General features: G+C 68.4%; 31 protein-coding genes and 1 pseudogene. 10 read left to right on the top strand and 22 right to left on the bottom strand.

Translation table 11 applies throughout. The features are described 5' to 3' along the window. Positions 1-195: 195 nt before the first annotated feature. Together N4G66_RS16770 and N4G66_RS16765 are read right to left on the bottom strand one after the other, a co-directional pair. A pseudogene (locus N4G66_RS16770) lies at positions 196-517 on the bottom strand (hypothetical protein); the annotation flags it as partial. Between the two features lie 97 nt (positions 518-614). Then, positions 615-1,019, bottom strand: a complete 405-nt coding sequence (locus N4G66_RS16765; protein ID WP_261704908.1) for an ATP-binding protein — start codon at positions 1,017-1,019, stop codon at positions 615-617. Between the two features lie 231 nt (positions 1,020-1,250). On the opposite strand from N4G66_RS16765, the gene N4G66_RS16760 reads away from it, so the two are divergent. The 8 genes from N4G66_RS16760 to N4G66_RS16725 all read left to right on the top strand — a co-directional run bounded on the left by N4G66_RS16760 (position 1,251) and on the right by N4G66_RS16725 (position 6,794). Continuing rightward, positions 1,251-2,102, top strand: coding sequence for a helix-turn-helix domain-containing protein (locus tag N4G66_RS16760; protein WP_261704907.1), 852 nt, complete (start codon positions 1,251-1,253; stop codon positions 2,100-2,102). A gap of 9 nt (positions 2,103-2,111) precedes the next feature. Then, entirely contained in the window at positions 2,112-2,315 is a 204-nt protein-coding gene (locus tag N4G66_RS16755; protein ID WP_261704906.1) for a DUF397 domain-containing protein, read from the top strand. A 105-nt stretch (positions 2,316-2,420) separates the two neighbouring features. Further along, on the top strand, positions 2,421-4,007 hold the full coding sequence (locus N4G66_RS16750) for a putative T7SS-secreted protein (protein ID WP_261704905.1): 1,587 nt from the start codon (positions 2,421-2,423) through the stop codon (positions 4,005-4,007). A 50-nt stretch (positions 4,008-4,057) separates the two neighbouring features. After that, positions 4,058-4,756, top strand: coding sequence for a hypothetical protein (locus N4G66_RS16745; RefSeq protein ID WP_261704904.1), 699 nt, complete (start codon positions 4,058-4,060; stop codon positions 4,754-4,756). Beyond that, positions 4,753-5,175 (top strand): DUF4279 domain-containing protein, encoded by a 423-nt coding sequence (locus N4G66_RS16740; RefSeq protein ID WP_261704903.1) that lies wholly within the window; start codon positions 4,753-4,755, stop codon positions 5,173-5,175. The genes N4G66_RS16745 and N4G66_RS16740 overlap by 4 nt, the downstream gene beginning before the upstream one ends. A 207-nt stretch (positions 5,176-5,382) precedes the next feature. Then, positions 5,383-5,712, top strand: a complete 330-nt coding sequence (locus N4G66_RS16735; protein WP_261704902.1) for a hypothetical protein — start codon at positions 5,383-5,385, stop codon at positions 5,710-5,712. A gap of 58 nt (positions 5,713-5,770) precedes the next feature. Next, positions 5,771-6,415 (top strand): hypothetical protein, encoded by a 645-nt coding sequence (locus tag N4G66_RS16730; RefSeq protein WP_261704901.1) that lies wholly within the window; start codon positions 5,771-5,773, stop codon positions 6,413-6,415. Positions 6,416-6,449: 34 nt separating this feature from the next. Then, positions 6,450-6,794: a hypothetical protein gene (locus N4G66_RS16725; protein ID WP_261704900.1), complete on the top strand. Its 345-nt coding sequence runs from the start codon at positions 6,450-6,452 to the stop codon at positions 6,792-6,794. Between the two features lie 42 nt (positions 6,795-6,836). Here N4G66_RS16725 and N4G66_RS16720 read toward each other — a convergent pair whose 3' ends face one another. The 12 genes from N4G66_RS16720 to N4G66_RS16665 all read right to left on the bottom strand — a co-directional run bounded on the left by N4G66_RS16720 (position 6,837) and on the right by N4G66_RS16665 (position 15,376). Then, positions 6,837-7,298, bottom strand: a complete 462-nt coding sequence (locus tag N4G66_RS16720) for a TadE/TadG family type IV pilus assembly protein (protein ID WP_261704960.1) — start codon at positions 7,296-7,298, stop codon at positions 6,837-6,839. A gap of 2 nt (positions 7,299-7,300) precedes the next feature. After that, positions 7,301-7,744: a TadE/TadG family type IV pilus assembly protein gene (locus tag N4G66_RS16715; protein WP_261704899.1), complete on the bottom strand. Its 444-nt coding sequence runs from the start codon at positions 7,742-7,744 to the stop codon at positions 7,301-7,303. Then, the gene (locus tag N4G66_RS16710; protein WP_261704898.1) at positions 7,744-8,202 is read right to left on the bottom strand and encodes a TadE family protein; all 459 of its coding nucleotides are present in this window, start codon (positions 8,200-8,202) and stop codon (positions 7,744-7,746) included. Before N4G66_RS16710 ends, N4G66_RS16715 begins: the two co-directional genes overlap by 1 nt. A 30-nt stretch (positions 8,203-8,232) precedes the next feature. Further along, complete coding sequence (locus N4G66_RS16705) at positions 8,233-8,484, bottom strand: hypothetical protein (RefSeq protein WP_028805786.1); 252 nt, start codon at positions 8,482-8,484, stop codon at positions 8,233-8,235. Positions 8,485-8,547: 63 nt separating this feature from the next. Further along, the gene (locus N4G66_RS16700; RefSeq protein WP_261704897.1) at positions 8,548-9,471 is read right to left on the bottom strand and encodes a type II secretion system F family protein; all 924 of its coding nucleotides are present in this window, start codon (positions 9,469-9,471) and stop codon (positions 8,548-8,550) included. Next, positions 9,468-10,397: a type II secretion system F family protein gene (locus N4G66_RS16695; protein WP_261704959.1), complete on the bottom strand. Its 930-nt coding sequence runs from the start codon at positions 10,395-10,397 to the stop codon at positions 9,468-9,470. Before N4G66_RS16695 ends, N4G66_RS16700 begins: the two co-directional genes overlap by 4 nt. A 185-nt stretch (positions 10,398-10,582) precedes the next feature. After that, positions 10,583-11,893 (bottom strand): CpaF family protein, encoded by a 1,311-nt coding sequence (locus tag N4G66_RS16690; protein ID WP_261704896.1) that lies wholly within the window; start codon positions 11,891-11,893, stop codon positions 10,583-10,585. Beyond that, positions 11,890-12,750 (bottom strand): hypothetical protein, encoded by an 861-nt coding sequence (locus N4G66_RS16685; protein ID WP_261704895.1) that lies wholly within the window; start codon positions 12,748-12,750, stop codon positions 11,890-11,892. Before N4G66_RS16685 ends, N4G66_RS16690 begins: the two co-directional genes overlap by 4 nt. A 20-nt stretch (positions 12,751-12,770) precedes the next feature. Continuing rightward, a complete protein-coding gene (locus N4G66_RS16680) occupies positions 12,771-13,496 on the bottom strand; it encodes a hypothetical protein (RefSeq protein WP_261704894.1) in 726 nt (241 codons plus the stop codon). A gap of 450 nt (positions 13,497-13,946) precedes the next feature. Then, entirely contained in the window at positions 13,947-14,531 is a 585-nt protein-coding gene (locus N4G66_RS16675) for a hypothetical protein (RefSeq protein ID WP_261704893.1), read from the bottom strand. 11 nt (positions 14,532-14,542) lie between these two features. Further along, entirely contained in the window at positions 14,543-14,692 is a 150-nt protein-coding gene (locus N4G66_RS16670; protein WP_261704892.1) for a hypothetical protein, read from the bottom strand. A gap of 33 nt (positions 14,693-14,725) precedes the next feature. After that, on the bottom strand, positions 14,726-15,376 hold the full coding sequence (locus N4G66_RS16665) for a hypothetical protein (protein ID WP_261704891.1): 651 nt from the start codon (positions 15,374-15,376) through the stop codon (positions 14,726-14,728). Positions 15,377-15,770: 394 nt separating this feature from the next. Between N4G66_RS16665 and N4G66_RS16660 the strand changes: the two genes are divergently transcribed. Next, positions 15,771-16,421 carry a hypothetical protein gene (locus N4G66_RS16660; RefSeq protein ID WP_261704890.1) on the top strand — a complete coding sequence of 217 codons (651 nt, stop codon included), beginning with the start codon at positions 15,771-15,773 and terminating at the stop codon, positions 16,419-16,421. Beyond that, positions 16,409-17,452 carry a hypothetical protein gene (locus tag N4G66_RS16655; protein WP_261704889.1) on the top strand — a complete coding sequence of 348 codons (1,044 nt, stop codon included), beginning with the start codon at positions 16,409-16,411 and terminating at the stop codon, positions 17,450-17,452. The genes N4G66_RS16660 and N4G66_RS16655 overlap by 13 nt, the downstream gene beginning before the upstream one ends. A gap of 91 nt (positions 17,453-17,543) precedes the next feature. Here N4G66_RS16655 and N4G66_RS16650 read toward each other — a convergent pair whose 3' ends face one another. From N4G66_RS16650 to N4G66_RS16615, 8 genes are all read right to left on the bottom strand, one after another. Further along, positions 17,544-18,143, bottom strand: coding sequence for a hypothetical protein (locus N4G66_RS16650; RefSeq protein WP_261704888.1), 600 nt, complete (start codon positions 18,141-18,143; stop codon positions 17,544-17,546). Then, the gene (locus N4G66_RS16645) at positions 18,143-18,793 is read right to left on the bottom strand and encodes a hypothetical protein (protein WP_261704887.1); all 651 of its coding nucleotides are present in this window, start codon (positions 18,791-18,793) and stop codon (positions 18,143-18,145) included. Before N4G66_RS16645 ends, N4G66_RS16650 begins: the two co-directional genes overlap by 1 nt. After that, positions 18,790-19,608, bottom strand: coding sequence for a hypothetical protein (locus tag N4G66_RS16640; protein WP_261704886.1), 819 nt, complete (start codon positions 19,606-19,608; stop codon positions 18,790-18,792). The genes N4G66_RS16645 and N4G66_RS16640 overlap by 4 nt, the downstream gene beginning before the upstream one ends. A gap of 69 nt (positions 19,609-19,677) precedes the next feature. Continuing rightward, positions 19,678-21,081: a hypothetical protein gene (locus N4G66_RS16635; RefSeq protein ID WP_261704885.1), complete on the bottom strand. Its 1,404-nt coding sequence runs from the start codon at positions 21,079-21,081 to the stop codon at positions 19,678-19,680. Beyond that, the gene (locus N4G66_RS16630) at positions 21,078-21,398 is read right to left on the bottom strand and encodes a hypothetical protein (RefSeq protein ID WP_261704884.1); all 321 of its coding nucleotides are present in this window, start codon (positions 21,396-21,398) and stop codon (positions 21,078-21,080) included. The genes N4G66_RS16635 and N4G66_RS16630 overlap by 4 nt, the downstream gene beginning before the upstream one ends. Positions 21,399-21,627: 229 nt before the next feature. Then, a complete protein-coding gene (locus N4G66_RS16625) occupies positions 21,628-22,191 on the bottom strand; it encodes a hypothetical protein (RefSeq protein ID WP_261704883.1) in 564 nt (187 codons plus the stop codon). After that, complete coding sequence (locus tag N4G66_RS16620; RefSeq protein ID WP_261704882.1) at positions 22,188-22,856, bottom strand: hypothetical protein; 669 nt, start codon at positions 22,854-22,856, stop codon at positions 22,188-22,190. Before N4G66_RS16620 ends, N4G66_RS16625 begins: the two co-directional genes overlap by 4 nt. Continuing rightward, positions 22,853-23,431, bottom strand: a complete 579-nt coding sequence (locus tag N4G66_RS16615; protein WP_261704881.1) for a hypothetical protein — start codon at positions 23,429-23,431, stop codon at positions 22,853-22,855. The genes N4G66_RS16620 and N4G66_RS16615 overlap by 4 nt, the downstream gene beginning before the upstream one ends. Positions 23,432-23,469 lie beyond the last annotated feature (38 nt).

Below are 23,469 nucleotides of genomic sequence, written 5' to 3'. Positions count from 1 at the left end.
CCCGACGGCCGCCACCCTTCACAACACCCGCAGAACGATCCCCGCAATCCCTGCACATTCACCCCGTTGGCGCCCCGGGACCGTGACCGTCAACGTGCCCCTGATGACTTCGCTTCCTCTTGAACGCCCGGCACACGTGTCCCACTGAGGGGGATTCACCCCCTCACATCGACCGACCTCGGCGGCGTCGGCGGATCAGGACCGGTCGTCGGCGAACAGATCCTCCGCGGTCTCCGCGTTCACCGCACGCCTCGCCCAGGTGTTTCGAGCTGCTCCAGGTCGGTGCTCGCGTGGACGCGCTCACGGACCGCGCCCGAGACGGGATGCCGCGCCACCCGAGAATGCGCAGCGTCATCTCGGCGTGGGACTCGGCACGACCCTCCTCCCGGCCTTCCTCCCGCACCTGCTCGGCAACCGGGTGCCGGAAGAAATAGTGGATCGCGGCCATCAGGTCCCTCCAGATCTGCTTCGCCTGGGGATCGGCCAGGCACGAGTCGACGAACTGCACGAAGACCGCCATGCCAGCAGCGCGGGGCCCTTCTGGAAGATCCGGTGCAGTGCTTCGTGCGACGAGCTGACCATCGGCTCTTCCTTCTGTCCGACGTGATCAACGATTACGCCGCGGCCAGGTCACACCACACGTACTTGCCGGTGTCGCCGCCCTGACGCAGCGGATGCCAGCCCCAGTCGTCGGCGCAGGCCCGGACGAGGACGAGACCCCGGCCCGCTTCCGCCTCGCCGGAGGCCGCCTCCACGTCGTACGGCGGCGGCACCGGGTTCGCGTCCCACGCGCCGATCCGCAGCACCCCGGCCCGCCAGTGCAGCCGCAGGGCCGCCGGCCCCTTCGTATGCCGTACGGCATTGGAGACCAGCTCCGCCGCCATCAACTCGGCGACGTCCACGAGACGGATCAGCCCATGCAGGGTGAGGATCAGGCGAACGGTACGGCGGCAGACGGTGACCGCTCGGACGTCCTGCGGGATGTGCAGTGTGTAGTTCCAGGGTTCGGTTTCGGGCATGCGTGAACTCCATTCTTGACATGAGGAGTTGACCGAGGCCGGCAGTACCGGGCGGTGGCAGTGTCACAGCCGTCGTGGCAGGACGGAGTGGTGCGCTTCCGGAGCCCAGGGGTGCCACAGAGTGACCTTCGCGTCACCGACGGTAGACCTAGTTATTTAGATTTCACAAGGCGGTCGCGTAATCTGCCCCCGAACGAGTCGCGCTCACAGGCGCGTTGAGAGGGGAACTCGATGGCATTGAGGCGGGACGCAACAGCACGCCAGATGCGCCTGGCGGCCGAACTGCGCCGACTCCGGGAAGCGGCCGGCCTTGCATCGCGAGAAGCGGCCGCACTGCTCGGAGTGAGCCCCGCGCAGATCAGTCAGATCGAAGCCGGCCTCGCGGGCGTGAGCGAGAAGCGGCTACGCCGGCTCGCGGCACAGTACGTCTGCACAGACGAAGTGTTCGCGGAAGCCTTGGTCGCCATGGCCACCGACCGGACACGCGGGTGGTGGGAGCCGTACCGCGGCTTGCTGCCCACACCGTTTCTCGACCTCGCCGAGCTGGAGCACCACGCGGCATTCCTTCGGGACGTTCAGTTCCTCTACATTCCCGGCCTTCTCCAGACGGAGCAGTACGCCCGCGCGGTCTTCTCGTACCGCGTACCTGAACTTCCCGCAGAGGAGGTCATGTTGCGTGTGCGGCACCGCATGCAACGCAAGGCGCTGCTCGAAGGCCCCACGCCCAAACGGTACGACGGCGTCGTCCACGAGGCGGCACTGCGCATCATGGTCGGCGACCGTGCCACCTCAAGGGCCCAACTCGCCCATGTGCTGGACCTCTCCGAAGCCGAGCACATCACCGTGCGCGTCATCCCCTTCGACCTGGAGGGGTTCGGTGGCGCCACGAGCGCCATGACCTACGCGGGAGGACCGGTGCCCAAGCTGGACACCGTCGTGCGCGACGCTCCCCAGGGCGCCACATTCATCGACTCCGAAGCTCAGCTCAACGCCTACCGCACGCTCTTCCATAAGGTCGAGGAAGTGTCGCTGGACGCCGACCGGTCTCGCGACTTCATCCACAGGTTGGCGAAGGAGCTGTGAGAGGTACCCATGAGCACCCCTGACAACTGGCAGAAGTCGTCCTACTCGGGGCCGGGCGACGGCGACTCCTGCGTCGAGCTCGCCTCCACCCCCGTAGCGCTCCACCTCCGTGAATCCGACGCCCCCGGCACCGTCCTGACCACCACCCCCGCCCCCGTCGGCCACCTCCTCCAAGCCATACGCACCGGAACGGTCACCGCGCCCCGGACGTAACAACCCTTCGACGAAGCCTCGTTCGGCGTTCCACCAGCAACGATCAACGCGATACGTTCACACGTACGTTCTGATGCAGAGGTTGCAGGTGTTACGGGGGAACACGTGTCGAACAGGCCGGCCGACTGGCACATACTCGACCTGGATCACGACCCGACTCCGGGCGACCCGCAGCGGGTGCGCAAACTCGCGGGCTCGCTGCACGACTTCGCCGACGACGTCGCGGACATCCTGCGGGACGTCAAGGGGTTGGCGAACGACGACGCGGTTCTGAAGTGGGCGGGCAAGACGGCGGATGCCTTCGCGTCGGAGTTCGAGGACGTCCCAGGCCAGCTCAAGAAGCTCAAGAAGTCCTACGACATCGCGGGCGACGCGCTCGCCTCGTACTGGCCGGACCTGGACGACGCCCAGCAGAAGGCGGACAAGGCGCTGCGCGACGGCCGCAAGGCCCGCCAGGAACTGTCCACGGCCAGGACCGCGCTCTCGGGTGCCGACGACTGGGTGCACACGGCCACCGCGAAGGCCGACTCCTACGACCCCGACAAGCACCGCGGCAAGAACGTGCCCCCGCCGGACGAGGCCGACGTCCGGCGCGCGACGCGTGACGCCCAGCACGCCAAGGAGCGGCAGACCACCGCCCAGAAGGACGTCGACGACGCCCAGGGGCTGCTGGACGCGGCGAAGAAGCTCGCCGCCCACGCGAAGGGGCTGCGCGAGGACGCCGCCCGCCGCACGGTGAAGAAGCTTCACGAGGCGTCCGACGCCGGTATCCACAACCGCCACTGGTGGGAGGAGCCCGTCGACTGGGTCTCCGACCACTGGGACGAGATCGTCACGGTGTGCAAGTGGGTCGTGACGATCGTCGGCATCATCGTGATGATCGTGGGCGGCCCGCTGGGCTGGCTGGTCTTCGCGGCGGCCCTCGTCGTCCTCGCGGACACGATAAGAAAGATGCTCAACGGCCAAGCGGGCTGGGGCGATCTGATCTTCGCGGTCCTCGACTGCATCCCCGCCACCAAGGGCTTCACGAGCCTCGCCAAAATGGGCAAACTCTGGAAGCTGGGCGGCCTGCGCGCACTGGGCGGCGCCTTTATGAAGGGGATCGGCGGGGGGCTGCTGAAGACAGCCCGGAACCTCAGATCGGGCGAGGCCCTCCGGGGTATCTACCGGCCGTTCAAGGGGTCCACGCGCCTCTTCGGGGGCACGATCCCCTACCGCGAACTGTCCCCCAAGGCACGCCAGCTCGCCAAAGCACTGACACGCGGCCCCGTGCGCATCCACCCCAACGAAGTGAACGTCTCGCACATGGCCGAACTCCAGAAGTTCCACGGTGTCGAGCATGCCGTGGTCCAGAATCCGGCCGGTGAACTGCGACTGTTCCAAGGGACGGAATATACGACCAGGGTTCCCGATGAACTAGCCGACGACGGATACAAGTTCATCGCCCACACGCACCCCGAGGACCGAATACCCGGACCTCCGGACCATTTGGAAGCCGCACGCAACACCAGGAACAGCATGAGCCGCGACCTGGACAACAAGATGAGTTCCCACATGGAAGTCGTGATCAGCCGGGACGGAAATCTGAGATTCTTCGACAACAACGGGGTGTTGGAGCTGCCTCAAGGAACCTATCCCCCTGGCGGACCCATCAGTGACCGGGGCGGGCTTGTTCCTGTGCCCGGCATATAGTCCAAGCACTCGGTGAAGCAGGATCCCGAGACCTGACCAGCAGGAGAACCATGCCCGACATCAACCTTTGCCAGATCTGCGGTGAAGCGGCTCCCCCGATCGACGGCCAGTGCGGAGAGATCATCGGGTACCGCCTGGTTCGGGACCCCTGGTCCGGTTCTCCCTCCTTCCTCGACGGTAATCTCCACTTCTCATGCCTTGAGCAGTCGGATGAACGTGATGAGTTCCACGCGGAGTTCGTCCACCTCATTCAGGCCGGGCATGAGGAGATCCGCGGTCTGGAGCCATCGCATCCGCCCTTGACAAGGATGGGCCTGAGCATGGTTCCTGTCTTCTCGGGAGACGAGTGCGACATTTTCCAGAGCCGGCTGTCCGATCGCTGGATGCTCGTGAAGAAGACCGGTCCGTGGTTCGGCTTCGGCCTTCCTCAGCTCCGGGCCATCGGCTCGGGCGAGATTCCGGTCTCGGCTTCCGAGGTGACCCGATACCGGCTTCCCGTCGACCTTGGAGACAAGGTCGGCAGGTATGGACTTTCCGAACTTCTGGAGTCCCTCGGGGTGGCGCACCGGTACGCCGACGCGGCTGAACTGGCCCGCGTGAAATACCGTTTCCGCGACTACTACGCGCCGAAGAGGCTCATCGACTACGTAGCCGTGGCGCCCCTGCCGCTACCCGAGGAAGCCCGAACCTTCCTCGCCGCCCACGCGAAGACGTACACCCCCGTCACGTTCGACGAAGGGGACGCGTGATCGAGTACGCACACAGTGAAGGCCCTTGGGCCGAGACCGCGGTGACGCTGGTCGTCCGCAAGCAGGACCTGGACGCCGATCTCGTGACCCGGACCGTCTCGCTCCCTCCGACGTCGGTCCGGAGGCCGGGAAGCAATCACCGCGATCGGGTGTCACCGCCCCAGGACGGACTGTGGGCACTCCAGGTGCACGACAGAATGCCGGGAGGACTGAGTGATCAGCTCCGCACCCTCATGAACGTGGTCGAGCCCCGCTCCTCCTCACTGGCCGAACTGACCTCCCAGGGCTACGACATCCACCTCGACCTCTTCGGATTCGTCGGCCGTGGTGCCACGTTCGTACTGTCCCCCGAGATCATCCAGAGGGCGGCCACCCTCCGCGTTCCCGTCACGGTCACGACCAGCATCAGCGATCGGTGAGAAGCCGCCATGGAACTGTTCGCTTCATGCACGACGGACGCAGCTCCTCCCACTCGATCGGAGGGCCTCCTGGACTGGTTGCCCGCCCCGGATGGATCCCACCGAGAGCCCCGAGGGCAGGGAGGGGACGGAGGAGCTCGGACGGTTCGCCCCGTAGGGTTCTTTTCCGAACTCGCCCCGGGGTGGGGACTGCCTCTTGACGGACTCATGCGGGACTCCGTACATCCGACCGGAGAACCGGACGAGGCGAAGATCATCGCGTATCTCAGAAGTGGTACGGGGATCTGGAGTGAAATGAGCGCGGGCCCCGACGTCCTGGACCCGAATGCTCCCGACCTGTCCGGCATCGGATCGCTCTACACCGACGGAACCTGGCTGTGGCGTCAAGACCTGCCCTACTACCTCGGCGAGTATCACGTCTCCCTGCCCTCGGATTTCGTCGCGCACGTCAGGAACGCCCACCACCAAGTTACCGAAGTACCTGAAAAGCGACTTGTGGAAATCCTGACGCAGGATCTCGGAATCGACATGGACTGAGCAGTCTCCGACCATGGACCATACGAATGAAGTCACCTCCCGCCAAAGGAATCTGAACTTGACCGCGCGCTCCGACGACTTGGAAACCCTGGGCCTGTCGACGGGTTTCTCACTGGCCGTTCCGGACTCCTGGTGGGAGTTCGACATCCGCCCGGAAGGCCTGGAAGCAACCGTCCGCGGGCTCGTCGACGAGCGGGTCCGCGCTGTCCCCGAGCTCGCCGACTACCGTGCCGACCTGGCCGCCATGCTCCGCAAAATGGCCAAGGACGCGTACGACTCCGGGGCTGTGTACCTGGGCTGTATGGCGGAGAACTTCGAGGGCGTGCCGCTGTCGGCGACCGTCACCGTCTCCGTCCTGGGCGCCAAGAACAAGCAGGGCATGGTGCTGTCCACCGACCCGCGGGCCATCGCCGAGAACCTGCGGACGATCACGCCCCGCCGCGAGGGCGACGCCTGGCGCACGGTCACGACCGTCGACATTCCCGAAGTCGGTCCGGCCGCCCGGACGTTCGGCGTCGAGGACGTCCTCGTCGCGCAGGGAGACACCCGTACGCTTCGTATGGCGCTGACCCAGACGTACATCCCGGTCCCGGGAACCACCGACCAGGTCGTTCTCGTCTCCGGAGCCAGCCCGGTGCTGGATCTCGCCGAGGCGTTCCACGACATCTTCGACGCGGTGACCGGCACGTTCCGGTTCGTCTGACCGGGACTTCAGAACTCAAGGAGGGGGAACCGACATGGGCAGTGGCGGCAAGAGCGACCTCGCGCTCCCGCTGAGCGAGCTGGAGGACTACGGCGGGCGGCTGCGGGACATCAAGACCCGGCTGAACCACACCAAGAAGCTCTTCGAGTCCTACAAGGACGACCTCGGCGACCACACCGTCTACGACGCCCTGGACGACTTCGAGTCCGGCTGGGAGGACGGCCGTGAGGACATCGGCCAGGCCCTCGACGCCCTCGCGAAGATGTCCGACGCCGTCGTCCGCGAGTTCAAGAAGCTCGACGACGACTTGGCCAAGCAAGTGCGGGACGGCGTGAAGCATGAGGACGACAAGGGGGGCCAGACGGGCGGGGCCAAGTAGCGGCCGCCCTCAGCCCGCCTCGTTCTCCGCCACCGCCCGCTCTCAGCCCACCTCGTTCTGGGCCACCGCGCTGCCGTGGACGGTCACGTCGCCGCCGTAGAACATTCCTGTGAAGACCGGCGAATACGTCAACTGGACCTCGACCTCGACCTGTTCGGCGTCGGCCGTCACGCAGTGGGTGGCGGCGATGTCGGCGCCGGACATGCCCATCTCACGGGCGAACGCCTTCACCCTGGCCCCGCAGTTCTCGAAGTTGATGGGCGCCGGACCGTTCTGGTTCTCGTAGAGGGATTCGAGGTCTATGTCCTGGGCGGCGTAACGGGCCGCCTGTTCGGCGATGTCGGCGGCACGCTCCCGCTTGGAGATCGACATGCCGCCGTCGATGACGAAGGCCGAGAGCGACAGGAAGACGAGCGCGAAGATGATGACCGCGCCGGCGCCCGAGCCCCGGTCGTCCAGGCGTGCGCGGCGCACCGCGACCCAGCCGCGTACCGCAGAGGGCATCCTCATGCCGTCCTCCGGAACGGGTCGAGCGGTGAACTGAAGCTGGCCTGAAGGGTGGTGGGCACATCGAGGCCGATCATCGCGAGGCCGCGCACCTCGCAGCTCACCTCGACGGTGAACAGCGTGTCCGGTACGAAGCCCGCGCTGGTCTGCGTCACGGTCACCGGGCCCGAGCAGACGTCTCCGAGGTCGGCCTCGGCGGCCTTCCTCGCCTCGGCGATGGCCGTCGCGTGGTCCTTCTGGATCGAGCCGGCCCGCGCGGCGTCCCGGGCGGCACCGTCCAACGCGCCACGCCCGTCCACCAGTTGCCCGAAGGCCACCAGGACCAGAATGAAGAGGATCATCACCGGGGCGAGGATGACCACCTCGATGGTGGACAGCCCCCGGTCGCGCCGGCAGCCGGACACGCGATGCCGAAGGACGGTGAACAGGGCCCCTCCTCCCATCAGTTCTCCTCCTTCACGAACCGCTCCACCGGGCCCGACGACTGCGCGTGCACCCTCAGGTCCAGTCCCGGGAAGACCGCGGGAACTCTCGCCGTGATCTCGACGCCCACGGTGTTCGGCTCCGGCTGGAGCATCGTCACGTCCGGGGACAGCACCAGCTTCGGGCCGAGCTGTCGGATGTAGCTGTCGACGACGTCGCCCGCCTCGCCGCGCCACGCACCGGGCTGCGCGTCGGCGGTGGCACGGGCCTTGCGGGCACCCGCCTGAGCCGCCGCCTGAGCCACATGGTCCGCGAAGAAGTACAGCGCGAACTGCACCGTCGCGAAGATCATGAAGAAGAGCACCGGAGTGAGCAGCACGAACTCGATCGCGGTCATGCCGGAGTCACCGCGGGCGGAGGCTGCCTCCACCCTGCGGCGCACCCAGCGACGTACCCCTCGACGTTCGCGCACTCGCATCCCCGTATGAACTCGGCAGGTCTCGTGAACTCAGCAGGTCTTGCCCGCGTCGGCGCCCTTGATGCAGTCGCCGACCTTGTTGGCGCCGTCGCTCAGCGCCGCGTTGATGATCGCGGCGACCACGCCGACGATGGCGACGACGACGGCGGAGATGATGACCCACTCGACCGCGGACGCACCCCGGTCGAGTTCGCCGGAGCGGGCACGCTGCACCCGGCCCTGGAGGAAGGTGATCAGGAAGTCCACCCCCGGGATCCCGGTGCTGAAGTTCCGTCCGTTCATGGTGAGTTGTCCTCTCGAAGGATAGTGGTGGTCGACCGGTGACGCTTCGGGCACCGGGGACGATCAGACCTGGAACACGCGCATCGCCGCCGGGAAGATCAGGAACACCAGGAAGCCCGCGCACAACAGCAGTTGGGCGACCAGCATCGACTGCGACTTCTCGCCCGCGCTGCCCTCGATCTCGGAGAGCTCGCGGTGCCGCATCGTCTCGGCCCGCGATGCCAGCGACTCCCGCACCTTCGCGCCGTCGTCCGCGACCAGCGCCAGCGAGGCGGACAGGTCCTTGAGCTCCTCGACGCCGAGCTCCTCGCCGAGCGAACCCAGCGCCTGCCACTGGCTGATGCCGGTGATCCGGGCGTCGGCGAGCGCGTTGCGGATGCGCTGTGTGGCCCAGCCGTCGGAGATCTCCGCGGCGGCCATCAGCGCCTCGGGCAGACCGCGGCCGCCGGCCAGGCTCATCGACACCAGGTCCAGATACGCGCCGATCACGCGCCGCAGGTCGCGCCGCTTGTCCACCGCGTCCCGGCGTACCTCCAGATCGGGGAGGAAGAAGAAGACGATCGCGAAGAGCAGCGCCAGCCAGACCGGGATGATCGGACTGCGGCCCACGCCGAGCGTCCAGACCACGGCGAAGAGGAACGGGCCGAAGAAGACACCGGCGGCGGCCAGCAGCACCTTCGTCGCCAGGAACCTCTCCCAGCTCCGGTCCAGGACCGCCAGATCGGCACGCAGCGAGCGCTGCTCCCAGCCCTGCTGGAGATAGAGCTCGGCGACACGGGCGCCCACTTGGGCGCGCAGGCTGCCGAACCGCCCGGTGTCCTGCTGCCCGCGGTGCGCGGACTCGTACGCCGCCCCGCGCGCCCGCATCGCGTCGATGCGGGCGACCTGCGCGATCGCGCTGCGCTTCGACGGCATGAGCGCGCGGACGAGGGCGTAGACGCCCAGGCCCAGGACGGCGCCGATCAGGATCGGCATGGTCAGGTTCATCGGCGTACCGCCTCATCCCCAGGAACCGGCGTACGGGGGCGCACGAACCGCACGGACGACTCGTCCCGTACCAGGAACCGCTCCGGCGTCTCGATCGTGGACAGCTTGCGCAGCCACCAGAAACCCAGCCCGAACAGGCCGCACACACAGGTGAGTACGAGCTGTCCGACCGCCGTGCCGTACGGCTCGACGAACTGACGGTTGAAGATCGACAGCCCGAGGACGAAGGCGATGGACACCGCGACGACGATCTGCACGGAGCGGCGGGTCGAGGCGCGCTGGGCCATCACCCGCTGCCGCATGTCGACCTCCTCGCGCGCCGACTTGGCGAGCGCGCCCAGCACTTGGCGCAGACCGGGGCCGCGCAGCCGTGCGTTGAGGATGAGCGCGGCGACGATGATGTCCGCGGACGCGTCGTCGATCTCGTCGGCCAGCTGCTGCAGGGCCTCGGGCAGTGGTGTCCGAGAACGCAGCCGGTCCACCAGCGCGTCCAGGTGGGGCCGCAGTACGGGGGCGGAGGCGCGCGCCGAGGCGGGGATGGCCTGCTCCAGGCCGACCGCGCCCGCGATGGTGTCGCGCAACGACTCGGTCCAGGACGCCAGCGCCTCCACCCGGCGCATCGCGGCCCGCTCCTCCGAGGCACCGCCGAAGAGCTTGTCCCAGAAGAAGACGAGGATGCCGGCCGCGATACCGGCGACCGCCCAGCGGGTGAGGAGGAGGACGACGAGACCCGCGATGGCGGCGATCGAACCGCGCTGTCCGGCGAAGCGGATCAGCTCACTCGCGCGCCGGCTCGCCTTCTGCTTCTCGTGCTCGGGCTTGGCGGGCAGTCCGCGTACGGCGACCGCGAACAGCGCGAGTCCGCCGCCGACGGCGATCCCGCACGCCAGCGCGTACAGCACGGGCAGGGAGAACAGTCCGCCCATGGAGCCGAGCGAGTCGAGCGCCGCCAGCGACGTCCTGCCCGTCGCGGTCTCCGACGTCATTCTGGACGCCATGGCCGATGTCATGCCGGACGTCGTGCCCGATGCGATGTCGGAGGTCATGCCCGATGTGGCGCCGGACGTCAGGTTCGATGTCATGGCCGATGCCATGTGGTGGGTCATCGTCATCACCAATTCCCGCTGCCGGGCAGCCGGTAGCCCTGCGCGACGAGTTCGTCGAGGCAGGCGATGGGCGCGTGCGGGACGATCCGGCCGTCCGGGGCCTCGGCGAACACCTCGCTGGACAGCACCCGCCCGTCGACGCCGTTGACCTCGCGCACGGAGGTCACCATGCGCTGGAGGCGGCCGCCGGACTCGTAGTCGTTGCGCCGCTGGATGAAGACCACGAAGTTCACCGCGCCCGCGATGAGCATCTGACTCGCCTCGATGGGCAGTCGCTCGGTCGCCTGGAGCGCGTACGTGGAAATACGGTTGAAGACCTCGCTGGAACTGTTCGCGTGGATCGTGGAGAGCGAGCCGTCGTTGCCCTGCGACATCGCGTTGAGCATCGTCACGATCTCGTCGCCGAGGACCTCGCCGACGATGACGCGCGAGGGGTTCATACGGAGCGAGCGGCGGACCAGCTCGGCCATGGTGATGGCACCTTGGTCCTCCGAGTTGGGCAGGCGCTCCTCGAAGGCCACCACGTTCGGGTGCAGATCGGCGAAAGCGTCGAGGCCGAGTTCCAGGGCGCGTTCGACGGTGATGAGACGCTCGTACGGCGGGATCTCGTTGGCGAGGGCGCGCAGCAGCGTCGTCTTGCCCGCGTTGGTGGCTCCCGCGATCATGATGTTCTTGCGGGCCCGGACGGCGCAGGCGAGGAAGTGCGCGACCTCGGGGGTCAGTGTGCCGTTGCCCACGAGGTCGGACATGAAGACCTTGCCCATGCGCGCGCGGCGGATCGACAGGGCCGGCCGGCGGGTCACGTCCATGACGGCGGAGAGCCGGGAACCGTCCGGCAGCCGCAGGTCGAGCTGCGGGTTGGCGGAGTCGAAGGGCCGGGACGACAGACCCGAGTACGCGCCGAGGACCTGGATCAGCTCGATGAGTTCCTCGTCGGTCTCGGCGACGGAGTCGCCCTTCGTCTCCCGGCCGTCCGCGTAGCCGATGAAGACCTGGTCGTACCCGTTGATGTCGATGTTCTCGACTTCCGGGTCGTCCAGCAGCGGCTGGAGCCGGCCGACGCCGAAGAGCGCGGCGTGCACGGCGGCCGCGTACTGCTCCTCGGTCTCCGCGTCGAGCGGGGTCCGGCCGAGGTTGATCTCGGTGCGGGCGTGGTCCTCGAGTATCTGGGCGATGACGGCGCGGGCGTAGTGCCGTTCGTCCTCGTTGGACATCGGGGTGACACCGCGAACCTGGTCCTCGCGGCGCTGTTCGGAGATACGGTCACCGGCGTCCTGCCGGAACCGCTTGACCAACTGGTGGTCGACGGCGGTCACCGGCCGGCCCCGGCAGCGGGCTGCCCGTGCGCCCCTTGGGGTCCGTCGGCGGGTACGGCCCAGGCGGCGCCGTACTGCTGGTACAGATCCGCGGTCACCTTGCGGGCCGAGCGGATGAGCAGCGACTTGTCGAGGCGTCCGCGTCTGCGTCCGGCCAACTGGTCGGCGCCCGCCGGGTCGTCGGCGAGCGTGCCCACGACGCGGGCGCCGGTCTGGGCCGCCACGAGCATGTCGTTGACCTGGTGGACGAGCTTGGCGGAGTCGCCCGGGTCGGCGACGAGGACGACGCCGATGAACGGTGTGGCGAGACCGGCGGCGCCGCGCGGGCCGCCGTGCAGCTTGGCGGAGAGGGTGGCGGCGCGGTCCCGGACCCGCGCGATGGCCTCGGGTTCGGTGCGGGAGAGCAGGAGCACCAGGGCCGCGTGCGGGAAGAGCTCGACGGCCGGGGTGTCTCCGCTGATCCGTCCGCAGTCGGCGATGACGTCGGCCGGCGCGTTCGGGGAGTCGGCGAGCTGCGCGAACGCCCGGCCCAGGGTGGGCCAGAGTCCGGCGAGACCGGCGGCCTGCTCGGCGATCCCGAGCCCGACGAGGACTTCGAGTCCTCCGCTCAACGGCTGTACGTGATCCCAGAGTTGGTCGGGCACGAGACCGCGCCGGGCGGTCGCCGCGATCGACAGCATGCCGGTGTTGGGGTTCAGCGGGCCGCCGTGGGCCGCCGCACTGCGGTACACGAGATCGCCGCCGGCCGGGTCGGTCTCGGCGAGCAGGACCCTGCGGGGCCAGACCGCCGAGAGCGCCACCGCGGCGGTGGTGACTCCGGGGGAACCCTTGTCTGCGGCGAGGGCGATGAGCGCCATGTCCGTCTACTCACTCGCCTCTAGTTGCCGGGGACGATGACGAGGGCGACCTGACCGGCCGATGCGGCATCGGTGATGGACGCGGCCTGACCGCTGTCCACGATGAGGGTGACCGGCAGGTTCGTGCTGCTGATCGTGCTGTCCTTCTCGTCCTGGACGTAACTGACCTTCGCCCGCTCGACGATGGGAGTGTTGTCCGCGCTCGACGAGCTCGAACCCGACGAGCTCGACGATCCGCGGCTGCCGCTGGATCCGCTGTCGCCGACGCGGTAGACGGCCACCGTGTCACCGGACTTGATGCCCGCGGGGTACTGGCCCTCCTTGAGGGACACACCCACGGAGGCCTTGCCCGCCGGAATGGTGGCACCTTCGGCGAACATCTCGCCGATGACGACCGTCCCCTTGTAGATCGGGGACTTGGCCTTGAGCTTCTTGAGCTCTCCGAGCTGGTTCCACTTGACGTAGTTGATGGAGGAGTCGGCCGCCACCAGCACGGAGACCACGTGATTGCCCACGGAGTCACCGGCCTGGATGTCGCTCGTCACCTTCACGACCTCGACGCGGTCCCCGGCACGCAGCACCAGCATGGTGGCGCCCAGCGCGCCGACGAGGATGAGGAGCACCGCGAGAGCGGCCAGCGCGGGTTTGCGCTCGCGAGGCGGCGTGGGAAGACGCTCACCCATCGCCGGGTGAGCCGACGTGGCGGAACGGTTGTTGCCCGCCCCCGTACGCTCTTGGATCTTCACGCAACCGCTCCCCGTACACCCAAGAAAATGTCTGTCAATTCACGCGCCAAACAGGACACTTCGCTCCTGCGCCCCCTTACGGGACGTACCGTGCGACCTGGCCGAACAGCCAGCGCCGGAGCGAGTGTCAAGCCATGGCACCGTATCAGCCGCGCATAAGCCCCTCAAGGCGCCTCAAGGCCCCTGAAGCGCAGCCGACTCGACGTTATCGACGCGCAACGGAAGCCTTCCGGTTCCCTGTTGGGCCCGGCGATCAGCCGGGCCGCCGGACTGTGCGGCAGCGAATCTCTGACGTGCTCATTCCGGACGGTTCGTCACCGGGTGTACACGATGCCTGCACGAGGTGCTTACGGGTGAGGCGGGAGGGATGTGATCTTTCAGCCACACGGGGGACCCGGCCGCGCTGCGGCGCGGACGCCGAAGCCCCCTGAACGGTGGCCGTGACCGGGCTCAGAACCCCCAAGGGGCGGGATGGGGTGTGGCGGCCGGGTCCTCGGACCAGATCAGGCGGGTCTCCAGGTCGTCGCCGAGGAGTTCGGTCAGCCGGTCGGCCGCCCAGCCGTTCCACTGGACCCCGACGGGGAACTGCGGCACACGGAAGGAGGGCAGGGCGAGCGGCAGTGCGTCCGGGCGGAAGACGGTCTTCTGCATCTCGCCGGTCGCCTTCTTCGGCTGCGACGACTTCCGGCTGTCCACGCAGTCGACGACCTGGTCCACGAGGTGGAGGAGGTACGCGTCCGCGGGAGTCCCTTCGACGCGGACCGGCAGCAGGCTGCCCGACTTCTCCAGGTCGTCCCGCAGCCGGTCCGCGAGCCGGCCGCCGAGGATCGGAGCGCCTGGACAGTCGGACGCGAACTCGGCCCTGCGGGCCTTCGGGTCGCCCGTCCACTCCGCCGCGAACGCGGTGGGCCGCGGCACCCGATCGCCCTGGAACTGCCAGCGCTTGAGGTCGATGAGTGAGTCGTCCGGACGGAGCGTGCGCAGTTCCCGCATGCTCGGCATCAATCGGTACACGGCCAGGGGCTTCGCGTTCATGAAGGACATCATCACGCCGTCCAGTGGGCGGTGCTCGGCACCGCGGTGGTGACGCCGGCCGGCTCGGACTCGATCTGCCGACCGATGCTGCACAGTTCCCTCCGGAGCACCGTGCGGATCGCGCGGTCCCCGAAGCCCCGGGCGACGCGGTCCGCGACCACGTTGTGCAGGTGGCCACTTCGTGACGCAGGGGGCTACTGGTCCGCGAAGCGGAACGTCGAGGTGACGGCGTCGAAAATGTCGAAGAAGGAGTCGGCGAGGTCGAGGACCTGGCTGCTGCCGGCGACCAGGGCGACCTTGCCCTGCTGGCCGGGCACGGGGATGAACGTCTGCATGAGCACCGCGCGGATCGTGCGCTGGAGGCTGTCGTCCGGGATGACGATGTCCTCGATGCCGTACGTCCGCGCGGCGGGACCGACGCCGGGTATCTCGACGGTGGTCACCTTGCGCCAGGCGTCCCCTTCCTTCTTCGCCTCCCGCGTGGCGAGTTGGCCCGCCATCGTCTGGGGGTCGGTGGAGAGGGGCTCGCCTGTCTGCGAGCGGCCGCCGACGATCGAGACGGTGACCGAGCCGGTGATCGGGGTGTCGCCGCCGAAGGACTCGGCCATGCAGCCGCAGTACAGGGCACCGGACTTCCAGGCGTCGGCCGAGGCCTTGCGCAGGAAGCCGATGTAGGTGTCGCGGTACGGGGCCAACTCCGGTCGCTGGTCGATCCGTTCGCTCACCATCCGCCGGATCGAGTCGTCCCGCGACTCCGGCCGCACGTCGAACTCCCACCACGACTCCGGCACCTTGATGCGAAATCCGCCGCGCTCGACGGTGAGCGTCTCGATGTAGCGGGCCATGGCGTGTCCCCCGGGGGTCGTGGTTCGTCCTTCTGTTCGGCCTGTTCGGCACTGGTCAGCCTACGAGGTGAGGGCGCGCCGGGGGCGCGAGGAGGTTCGGCACGGGGAGTCGTGGGGTCGGCTGTGACGTAGCTCGCGCGAAGGCGCACAGGCTTGGTCCGTACGGGAGTTACCTGCGTCCCTGTGACCCCTCGCGGCGAACGGGTGCGGGAGAGCGGCCCGTTGATGTGATCGGTGGCACGCTCGAAGCCGAGAAGGAGCCGCCTTGATTCATATTCCTCCCAGAACATCCACATTCTCGGAGACCTCCCGCCTGGCGAAACCAAGAGCCCCACGGATACCGTCATTGCCCTTGACTGACTTCGCTCAACCGATGTCTCACGGGGAGTCCACTGTGAAGCGCCGCTCTTTGCCCGTTGCTGCCGCGTTCGCCGCGACAACAGCCCTGCTCCTGACGGCCTGCGGCGGCGGAGGTGACAGCTCGAAGGGGAACGACAAGATCACGGGGGCGGACACCGGCGCCACGAAGACGTCGGCTTCGCCGAGTGCGAGCGACACGACCAGTCGCCCCAGGATCACCCTTCCGAAGGATCTCAGCGACAGGTTCGAGAACTGGCGGACCGGCGACGGCGCCAAGGACGCGGTTCTCGCCGACGTCGAGCGCAGGGTCGATACGACCAACTACGCCATCACTGAAGGCAACGCCCAACTGCCCGCCCTCGGCTTCTACTACACCGGCACCGCCCTGGCCGATGCCCGGGACTGGGTCACGTCCATCGTGAAGGACGGCTACTCGATCACCGGGGTCAACCGTTACTACAACGCGAAGGTCGATGTCTTCGACTCCGCCTCGGCAGGCGTCGTGTACTGCGAGGACCAGTCCAAGGCCTTCGCCAAGAACCGGAAGTCGAGCAAGGTCTACAAGACGGGCGTGACCGACAAGTCGTACGTCCTCTACGCAACGCGACTCGAGAAGAATAAGCAAGGCGTCTGGCAGACGACCAAACTCACGTCGCAGAGGGGGCACAAGTCGTGCACGCCGTAGCCGTCTGCAGGCGATTTCTCGCGATCGGCGCTGTCGCGGGGGCGATCGCATGGGTGCCGGGAACCGCCTCAGCCGACTGGCCCCCGAGCGCTGGCACTCAGGGCGACACCAAACAGAGCGGCCACGCCGATGCCGGAACCCTCGTCTCGAAGGTGACCTACTCCGGCTCGGTACGCCCGCGGGGCAGCAAGAGCGGCACGGTTCAGCCCCTGGGCAACTGGACTCCGCCGGCGTGTTGGTATGAGCCCCGCTCTGTCGCCGAGTTCAAGAAGTACGTCGAGACGATGTACGAGGAGACGATCAACGCCCCCGGCCAGGCTAATTATGCGAAGACCGCAGTCGGTCAGTTCCGGGAGATCTACAAGGACGGCAAGTACAAGGACTACAACGGGGACAAGGCCGATGAGGGGAACTGGTGGGTAGCCGTCCAGAATCCCGACCGCCTCGACGACCCCGCGAGCATGGAATGCGGTGAATTGCCCTTCTGGGTAGCGAACAACGACGATCCCGGCGTCCCCCAGGCCGTCACTCCCAAGATCCTCGCCGAAGCCGCCTACAACGCGATTCAGCTCCCCGACACCAAAGTCACCCTCGCCCCCAAGAACATCACCAAGGTCAATCTCCCGACCTGGGCCTGGCTCGACAAGGCCACGTTCAAGGACGTGTCCGTCACCGCGGCGCTCGACGTCGCCGGGCTCAACATCTCGGCAACGACCACCGCGAAGCCCGTCTCACTCAAGCTGGAGCCGGGTACGAGCGACGCCGAGACCTATCCGGCTTCTGGTGAGTGCCTGTTGAACAACGACGACTCGATCGGTACGCCGTACGCCAAGGGCGAGGCCGGGCAGACACCACCGTGCGGGATCAAGTACCTGCGCTCGTCCGGCGACGGGACGTACAAGCTCCGCGCGACCATCACCTGGGACGTGAGCTGGACCGGCACCGGCGGTGCCGGCGGCGATCTTCCCGACGGTACCTTCGGGACGACCCAGGACATCACCGTCCAGGAGATCCAGTCCGTCAACCGATGACGGAGGCCGCCTGCGAGCGGCGTACCGCGGACGGCCCACCACGGGCGGGCTGTCCGCGGCGGGCCGGATCGAAGGGCGGCCGGCGGAAGGCTCAGCTGGCGGACGTCACCGTGATCGTCTCCGCGAGGCTGTCCGTCAGGGCGCACAGGGTGTCGGTGTGGGCGAGGGCGCGCCAGGAGGTGAGCAGGACGAGGCCCCATTTCCCGTCCGGGCAGATGCCGTAGGCGCAGGTCTCCAGAATGGTGCCCGTTCCGTCCCGGTCGGGCTCCTGGACGTACGCGTGCCGGACGCGGACCGCTGGACCGGCCGGCAGCGTGCGCCGTTCGGCCTCGGGCGGACGGAACGAGAGGTCCGTAGGCGTGGCGAGATAGCGGTGGAGCAGGTCGACGGTGACGGCCGGGTACGTCTCGTCGGCGACGAGCGGGGACAGTTCGATGCGGGCCAGCTCCCCCAGCCGGGGTTCGGGGACGTACGAGAGCGCGACGATCGGTGCACGGCCGCGCGCGTCGGCCGCCGCCTCGCCCAGTTCGGCGGCGAGCGCCTCGATCAGCCTCGCGTCGTCGTCCCGGCCCACGCGGAGACGGGCCGCGTCCACCGCCCAGGCGTCCAGGTCGACCGGGCCGCGCACGGGGAGGGACACGGCGGCGTCGGGCGCCTGCATATGGACGGTGGACTCGGAGTACTCGGGCATCAGGCCATCCACTGGAGTGTGCGGGCGATCGAGTCGAAGAGCGTCACCAGCGCGTCCGCCAGCGGCTCCATCGGGGTGGAGAAGGAGAGCAGCAGACGCTGGTCGCTGTTCGGCACGGCGAGGTGGACGTCCAGGTGTGTGACGGTGAGCCTGTTGCCGTCCGGGTCGTCGGGCGCGGGGCCACGGCGGTAGCGGTGGCGTACGGCCGGGCCCGCGGGAAGGCCGATCGTGGTGACGTCGGCGCCACGGGCCGCCAGTGAAACGGCCGTGTCGGACAGGTCTCCGTGGGCGGCGCCGGGCGGTCGCCGAAGGAGAGTCACGACCAGTCCGGCGGACACCGGGACCTGACCGATGACCTGGTTGACGAGGTACATCTCCACCCCGCCGTTCGCGTGCGCGGCCTCGGCCTGCTCCCGGATCCGTTCCGCCAGCGCAGCTTTGAGCTGCGGGGTCGCCCGCGTCCCGCGCAGCCCGCGGTTGACGAGTTTGTCGATGCGGTGGGGCCAGCGGCCGGGGTCGAGAACGACGCGCTCCCAGCCTTCGGGGACGGCCAGACGGTAGTCGGAAGGAGGTGCGAGTGCCGGGACCGAGGCCGGTGTCGGGCTCGGCTCCGCCTCGGGTGCCGTGCTGTTGTCCGATGGTCCGCTCATGCCGCTCTCCCGCCCGTCCGCTCCCCGCGGGGCTGGTTGGTCCGCGGCCCCCGCCCCAGGGCCACGGCGCTCGCCGGAGCCAGGATCAGAACAACGGCGGCACCCAGGGCGACGATTCCGCCCGCCGTGCCCCCGATCTCGGGCTTCGTCCCCAGGAAGGGCCGGTAATGCCCCGCCGGATCGACGACGGCCGTGTCCTTCAGGCCGACCCGGTCGGCACAGTTCTCCCTGTTGCCGAGCACTCGTCGGACGGAACCGTCCCTCAGCCGGACCCGGCAGTAGGTCTCCCGGGTCCCGTGGGTCCACTGATGGAGCGGCTCGGCGATCGTCACCGGCTGCTCGACCCCGCGGAGCCTCAAGTACCACTGCTGGGTGCCGAAGGAGCCGGCGATCACCAGGACGGCGTACGCCGCCACCGTGATCCACCGCAGCGCGAGTCCGCCGCGCGACTCACGGGTCCTGAAGGCCGCGAACAGGACGCCCAGTCCGCAGACCGCTCCCACCAGCAGTGCCGTCTCGTGCAGCGCGAGGGTGGAGAGTCCGGTCAGCACCACCCCGGTGACGGCCGCCACGGACAGCAGCGACCACGGCCGTACGGCGGTCCGCTCGGCCGGTCCCTCGTCGTCACCGGGACGCCGTGTCCGCGGTTCAGTGGTGAACTCGGAGAGCACACCGCGAACTTGCCGCATGCCGCCGTCGCGGGCGGCCATACGGCGCAGTTCCGGCAGCCCCATGCCGATCTGTTCCAGCGTCCGCCGCCCGTCCTCCGGCAGCCGCGCGAACAGGTCGTCGACGGACTCCTCTTCCTCGTTCACCACTTGATCCTCTGTTCCGCGGAGCGGCCCGCGTTGTCCCCGCCTCGGGAGTTGTCGCCACCGTCCGGCTCAACCACCCGCGTGCCACGTCCAGTTGTAGAACGGGATGCCGCCGGCGCCGATCCCGGGAATCTCCTTCAGCCCGCTCAGGAGGTTCGGGCCGGTGGCCTTCGACTCCCCCGCGCCGACCGGTGCCAGGTTGGACCAGCCGAGCGTCAGCGGCAGGGTCTGGCTGCCGATGTAGAGGGCCTTGCCGAATCCCGCCATGGTCTTGAACGAGGAACCCGAGATCTGCGCCAGCTTGGGCGCGCCCTCCGCGAGGAGGCTTTCCTCGCCCGGGAGTTGACCGGCTGCCACCCGGATGTCGTCGACGTACGCCTTGACGTCCAGCGACTCCTTGACCACCGACCGCATGCGCGGCAGGAGTTCGGCCGGCCCCTCGGCCAGCGCCCTGCCGATCTGGCCCGGCTTGACCCCGTTGAGGGCTTCGGCGAGGCCGCGGGCCGCCGCGGGGTTCAGACCCACCTCCCGCGCCAGGCCGACGTCCTTGAGAGCGGAGGCTCCGCGCGCGGCGACGGCCGCCTCCTTGGCCGTGGTTCCGAGCAGGCGTCCGGCGCCGAAGGACAGTACGCCGATCGCGTCGATGGCGACGTCCAGCCAGGTGCCCTTGCCGTCGAGGGCGGAGATCGTGTCGCAGACCAGGGCCACGACCGAGGCGATCAGGGCCAGGGCGGCGAGTACTTCGCCGAGTACCGGCACCCAGCTCAGGACCAGGGCCAGCACACCGAGGACGGCCGCCGCGACTCCGGCCCAGTGCCCGATGTCCGCGACCCAGTCCTTCCAGTTGTCCCACCAGTGGTGCTGGGGATCTTTCAGCCCGTCGTGCTCCACGGCGTCATGGATGGCCGACTTGGCATACCTGGCCTGGGTGTCCCGGTACGACAGCGCCTGGCGGAGGTCGTTCTTGGCGTCCTCCAGGTCCGTGTCGGCGCACTCCTTCTGCTTGTCCAGCCTTTGCTTGTCCGGGTGGTCGTCGGGGCCCGGATGCCGGTCCAGCTGCTTCTGGCAGTGACTGCGGTCCGCGTCGGCGGCCTTGGCCTTCTTCAGGGCGGCCCGTACGAGGTTCTGCGCGTGGTCGAGCGCGGTGGCCCAGTCCGCGTGCTGGTGCCCGTCGGCGGGGGCAGCACCCACCTGGGAGCCCAGGGCTTCGGCGGCAGCCGCGTAGCGCTCGTGCGACTTGGTGAGGAGGCCGACCGTTTCCCCGGTCTTCTTCTGGAACTCACGGCCCGCGTCCGAGTCCCAGCCGTTGCCGTCGACCAGGTTGTGCAGCTTGGTGGCCTGCTCCTGGATCAGCGCTGCGGTGTCGGCGATGCGCTTGCCGAGCCGGGCGACCTCGTAGGGGTCACCCGGGGTGAATTCCTTGTCGTCGTAACGGGCGGTCTGCCAGTCGACGCCGGAGAAGTCGTCGCTCACCTGCCGCTGCCGCCTTTGCCGTCCTGGGACTTGAGCAGCGCGTCGGCGAGATGCTGGTCGAGGCCGTCGTACGCCTTGGCGGCCTCCTCGGCCGTCCTGCCGAGGAACTCCAGACCGTCGCAGAGCACTTTGCGCTTCTTCTTCCAGTCGTCCGCGAAGGCGTCGAGCGCGTCGGCCACCTCACCCGAGCCGATCTCGGCGTCGTAGGAGTCGACCAGATCCTTGGCGTGCTCGAAGTGCGTCTTCAGCTTCGCGACGGAGCGGCTGATGTCCCGCAGTTCCGTCGTGGACACCGCGATGTGATCCGCCACTGCCACCCCCGTGCGCCTGCTGCCCGACAACCACCGTGGCCGCCCCGTCCTGCACACCCGCCTCGCGGCGGCCGCCCTCCACCCTCTTGCACAGGTTTTCGAACCGGCAACCAATGGAGAGCAAAGGGACCATACAGAACGCCTCATCCCGACACGCCTTGTCCCGGACGCCCTCATCAGTTCCTGGTCACCCACGGTTCCCCGCCCGATCCCCGGAGACGGCCGAAGTCGTGGATCACATGATCCAGCGCAGGGATCCCGCGATCGAGGTGCACAGCCGCTCCATGGGACCGACGACGCCGGTGAGCGGCACCACGAACCCGAGGACCAGATATCCCGTCGCTCCCGGCATCCGGACGTACAGGTCCAGGGTGGTCCGTGTGCGGATCCGGACGGTTTCACCGGCCGGGAGAGCGACGATCGAGATCTCGGCGCCGCGCCCGCTCCGCTGCTCCATCGCCTCGAACGAGGCCAGGAGATCCTGGGGCGCCGGAGAACCGGGACGGGGAATCAGCGACACCACGAGCGAGACGGGCATGATGCTGCCGTCGTCCAGCTCCGGCCGCAGAAAGAACTCCAGGGCGCCGTTCGCCACCGCGGATTCGGCGGTGTTGCGCAGGCCGGCCCAGGCCTCCTGCTTGGCCTGCGCCGGTACGTTCCTGCCCTCCGCCCGCAGGTCCACGAAGGTCTTCAGCTGTCCGCGCCAGCGGTCCTGGCCCAGGTCGATCCTGAACCACTCGCGCGGAACGAGCAGTCGGTAGTCCTTGGGCGGAGCCGATACGTCCGGTCCGGTCGTCATCCCGGCATCACGACCGGCTCACCCTCGGTGTCGAACAGGCGCACACTCTTCACGACCCCGGCGAACATGGACGAGAACACCTCCCACCCTCCGGGGGTGGGAGTACCCATTTCGAGCACCACGGCGGTCCCGTTCGTCAGCGGGACCTGAACCTGGATGAACGACGTCCGGACCGGCTCGTCCTCGCCCGACGCGGTGAGACTGCCGTCCAGGCTCCCCTTCCGGTCTCCGATGCAGCAGACAGCCGGGCCGCACGGCAGCTCGATCTCACTGACCTGCCCGATACCGAGGTGCCGCAGCGAAGAGCCCATGAATCCAACAGGGTTGGGTCCTGCATCGGGGTCGAGGTCGATCATGCTGACGGTCACCGTCGCCGTACACCGTGCGCCCTCCACCTCGGTGAGAACGAACCCCGCGTACTGAACTCCGGCTTCCACGAAGGAGTCGTAGTGAGCGGCACACATGACGGCCCACTGCAGTTGTACGTCAAAGTCGGCTTCCGGCATCGCGCTGCGCGCGAGTTCCATCAACTGCTCGGCGGTCTGGTCCAGATCCTCCGCGTCCAGCGGAATCTCGAAGAAGCCGTCCGGCATGATCCACCGGACGTCCAGGCCGTTCCCGTCGGCCGAACCCCGGAGTTCGCCCTCAACTGATATCGCGGTCATGACCGGTCTTCTCCATCCGGAAATCTCACTTCGCCCGCGTCGGGACGGTACGTTGCGGCGAAGGGGTACGGACCGTAGTGCGGATAGTGCGCCGGAATGTCCGCTCCCCCTCTACGGGCGGCATGTGCCACGTCACGGTACTTCCGAGCCCTCGCCCGCAGATTCTGCCGGGCGGGGTCCCCCCAATGAGCCACCGCGGCTCGAATCCACAGACCCGACAGAACCATCACGGCCGTTCCGGTCACGGCGAGATAGATCAGCTGAGCTCTGCCCGACTCCCAGTACTGCGCCACGCCGCCCCAGTACACAGCGGCGCCGAAACCGACGAGTGCGAGCGGAACCCCGGTCCGGAAGCCGGCGTCGAACATCTCCTGCTCGTCCTGGTGCCGAAGCCGCAGCATCCTCAGAACAGCCGCGTCGTCCAGAAAGTCGAAGCCGACTTCCCGGCTCGCTTCCTCCGCCAGCCTCCGCGCGCCCGGAACCGCGGCGATCACCTCGCCGGGCACCAGCCGAGCCGGCTCCGCACCTCTGCGGCCGATGAAGTCCCACTCCCCCAGTTCGCTCGACTCACTCACGTCCGCCACTCCTCTCGTACGGTGCCCACCGGAGACAC

Source organism: Streptomyces rhizosphaerihabitans, assembly GCF_025399795.1.
GTDB lineage: Bacteria > Actinomycetota > Actinomycetes > Streptomycetales > Streptomycetaceae > Streptomyces > Streptomyces rhizosphaerihabitans.
The sequence above is the reverse complement of the archived record's forward strand: the minus strand, read 5'-3'. Positions and strand labels throughout refer to the sequence as shown.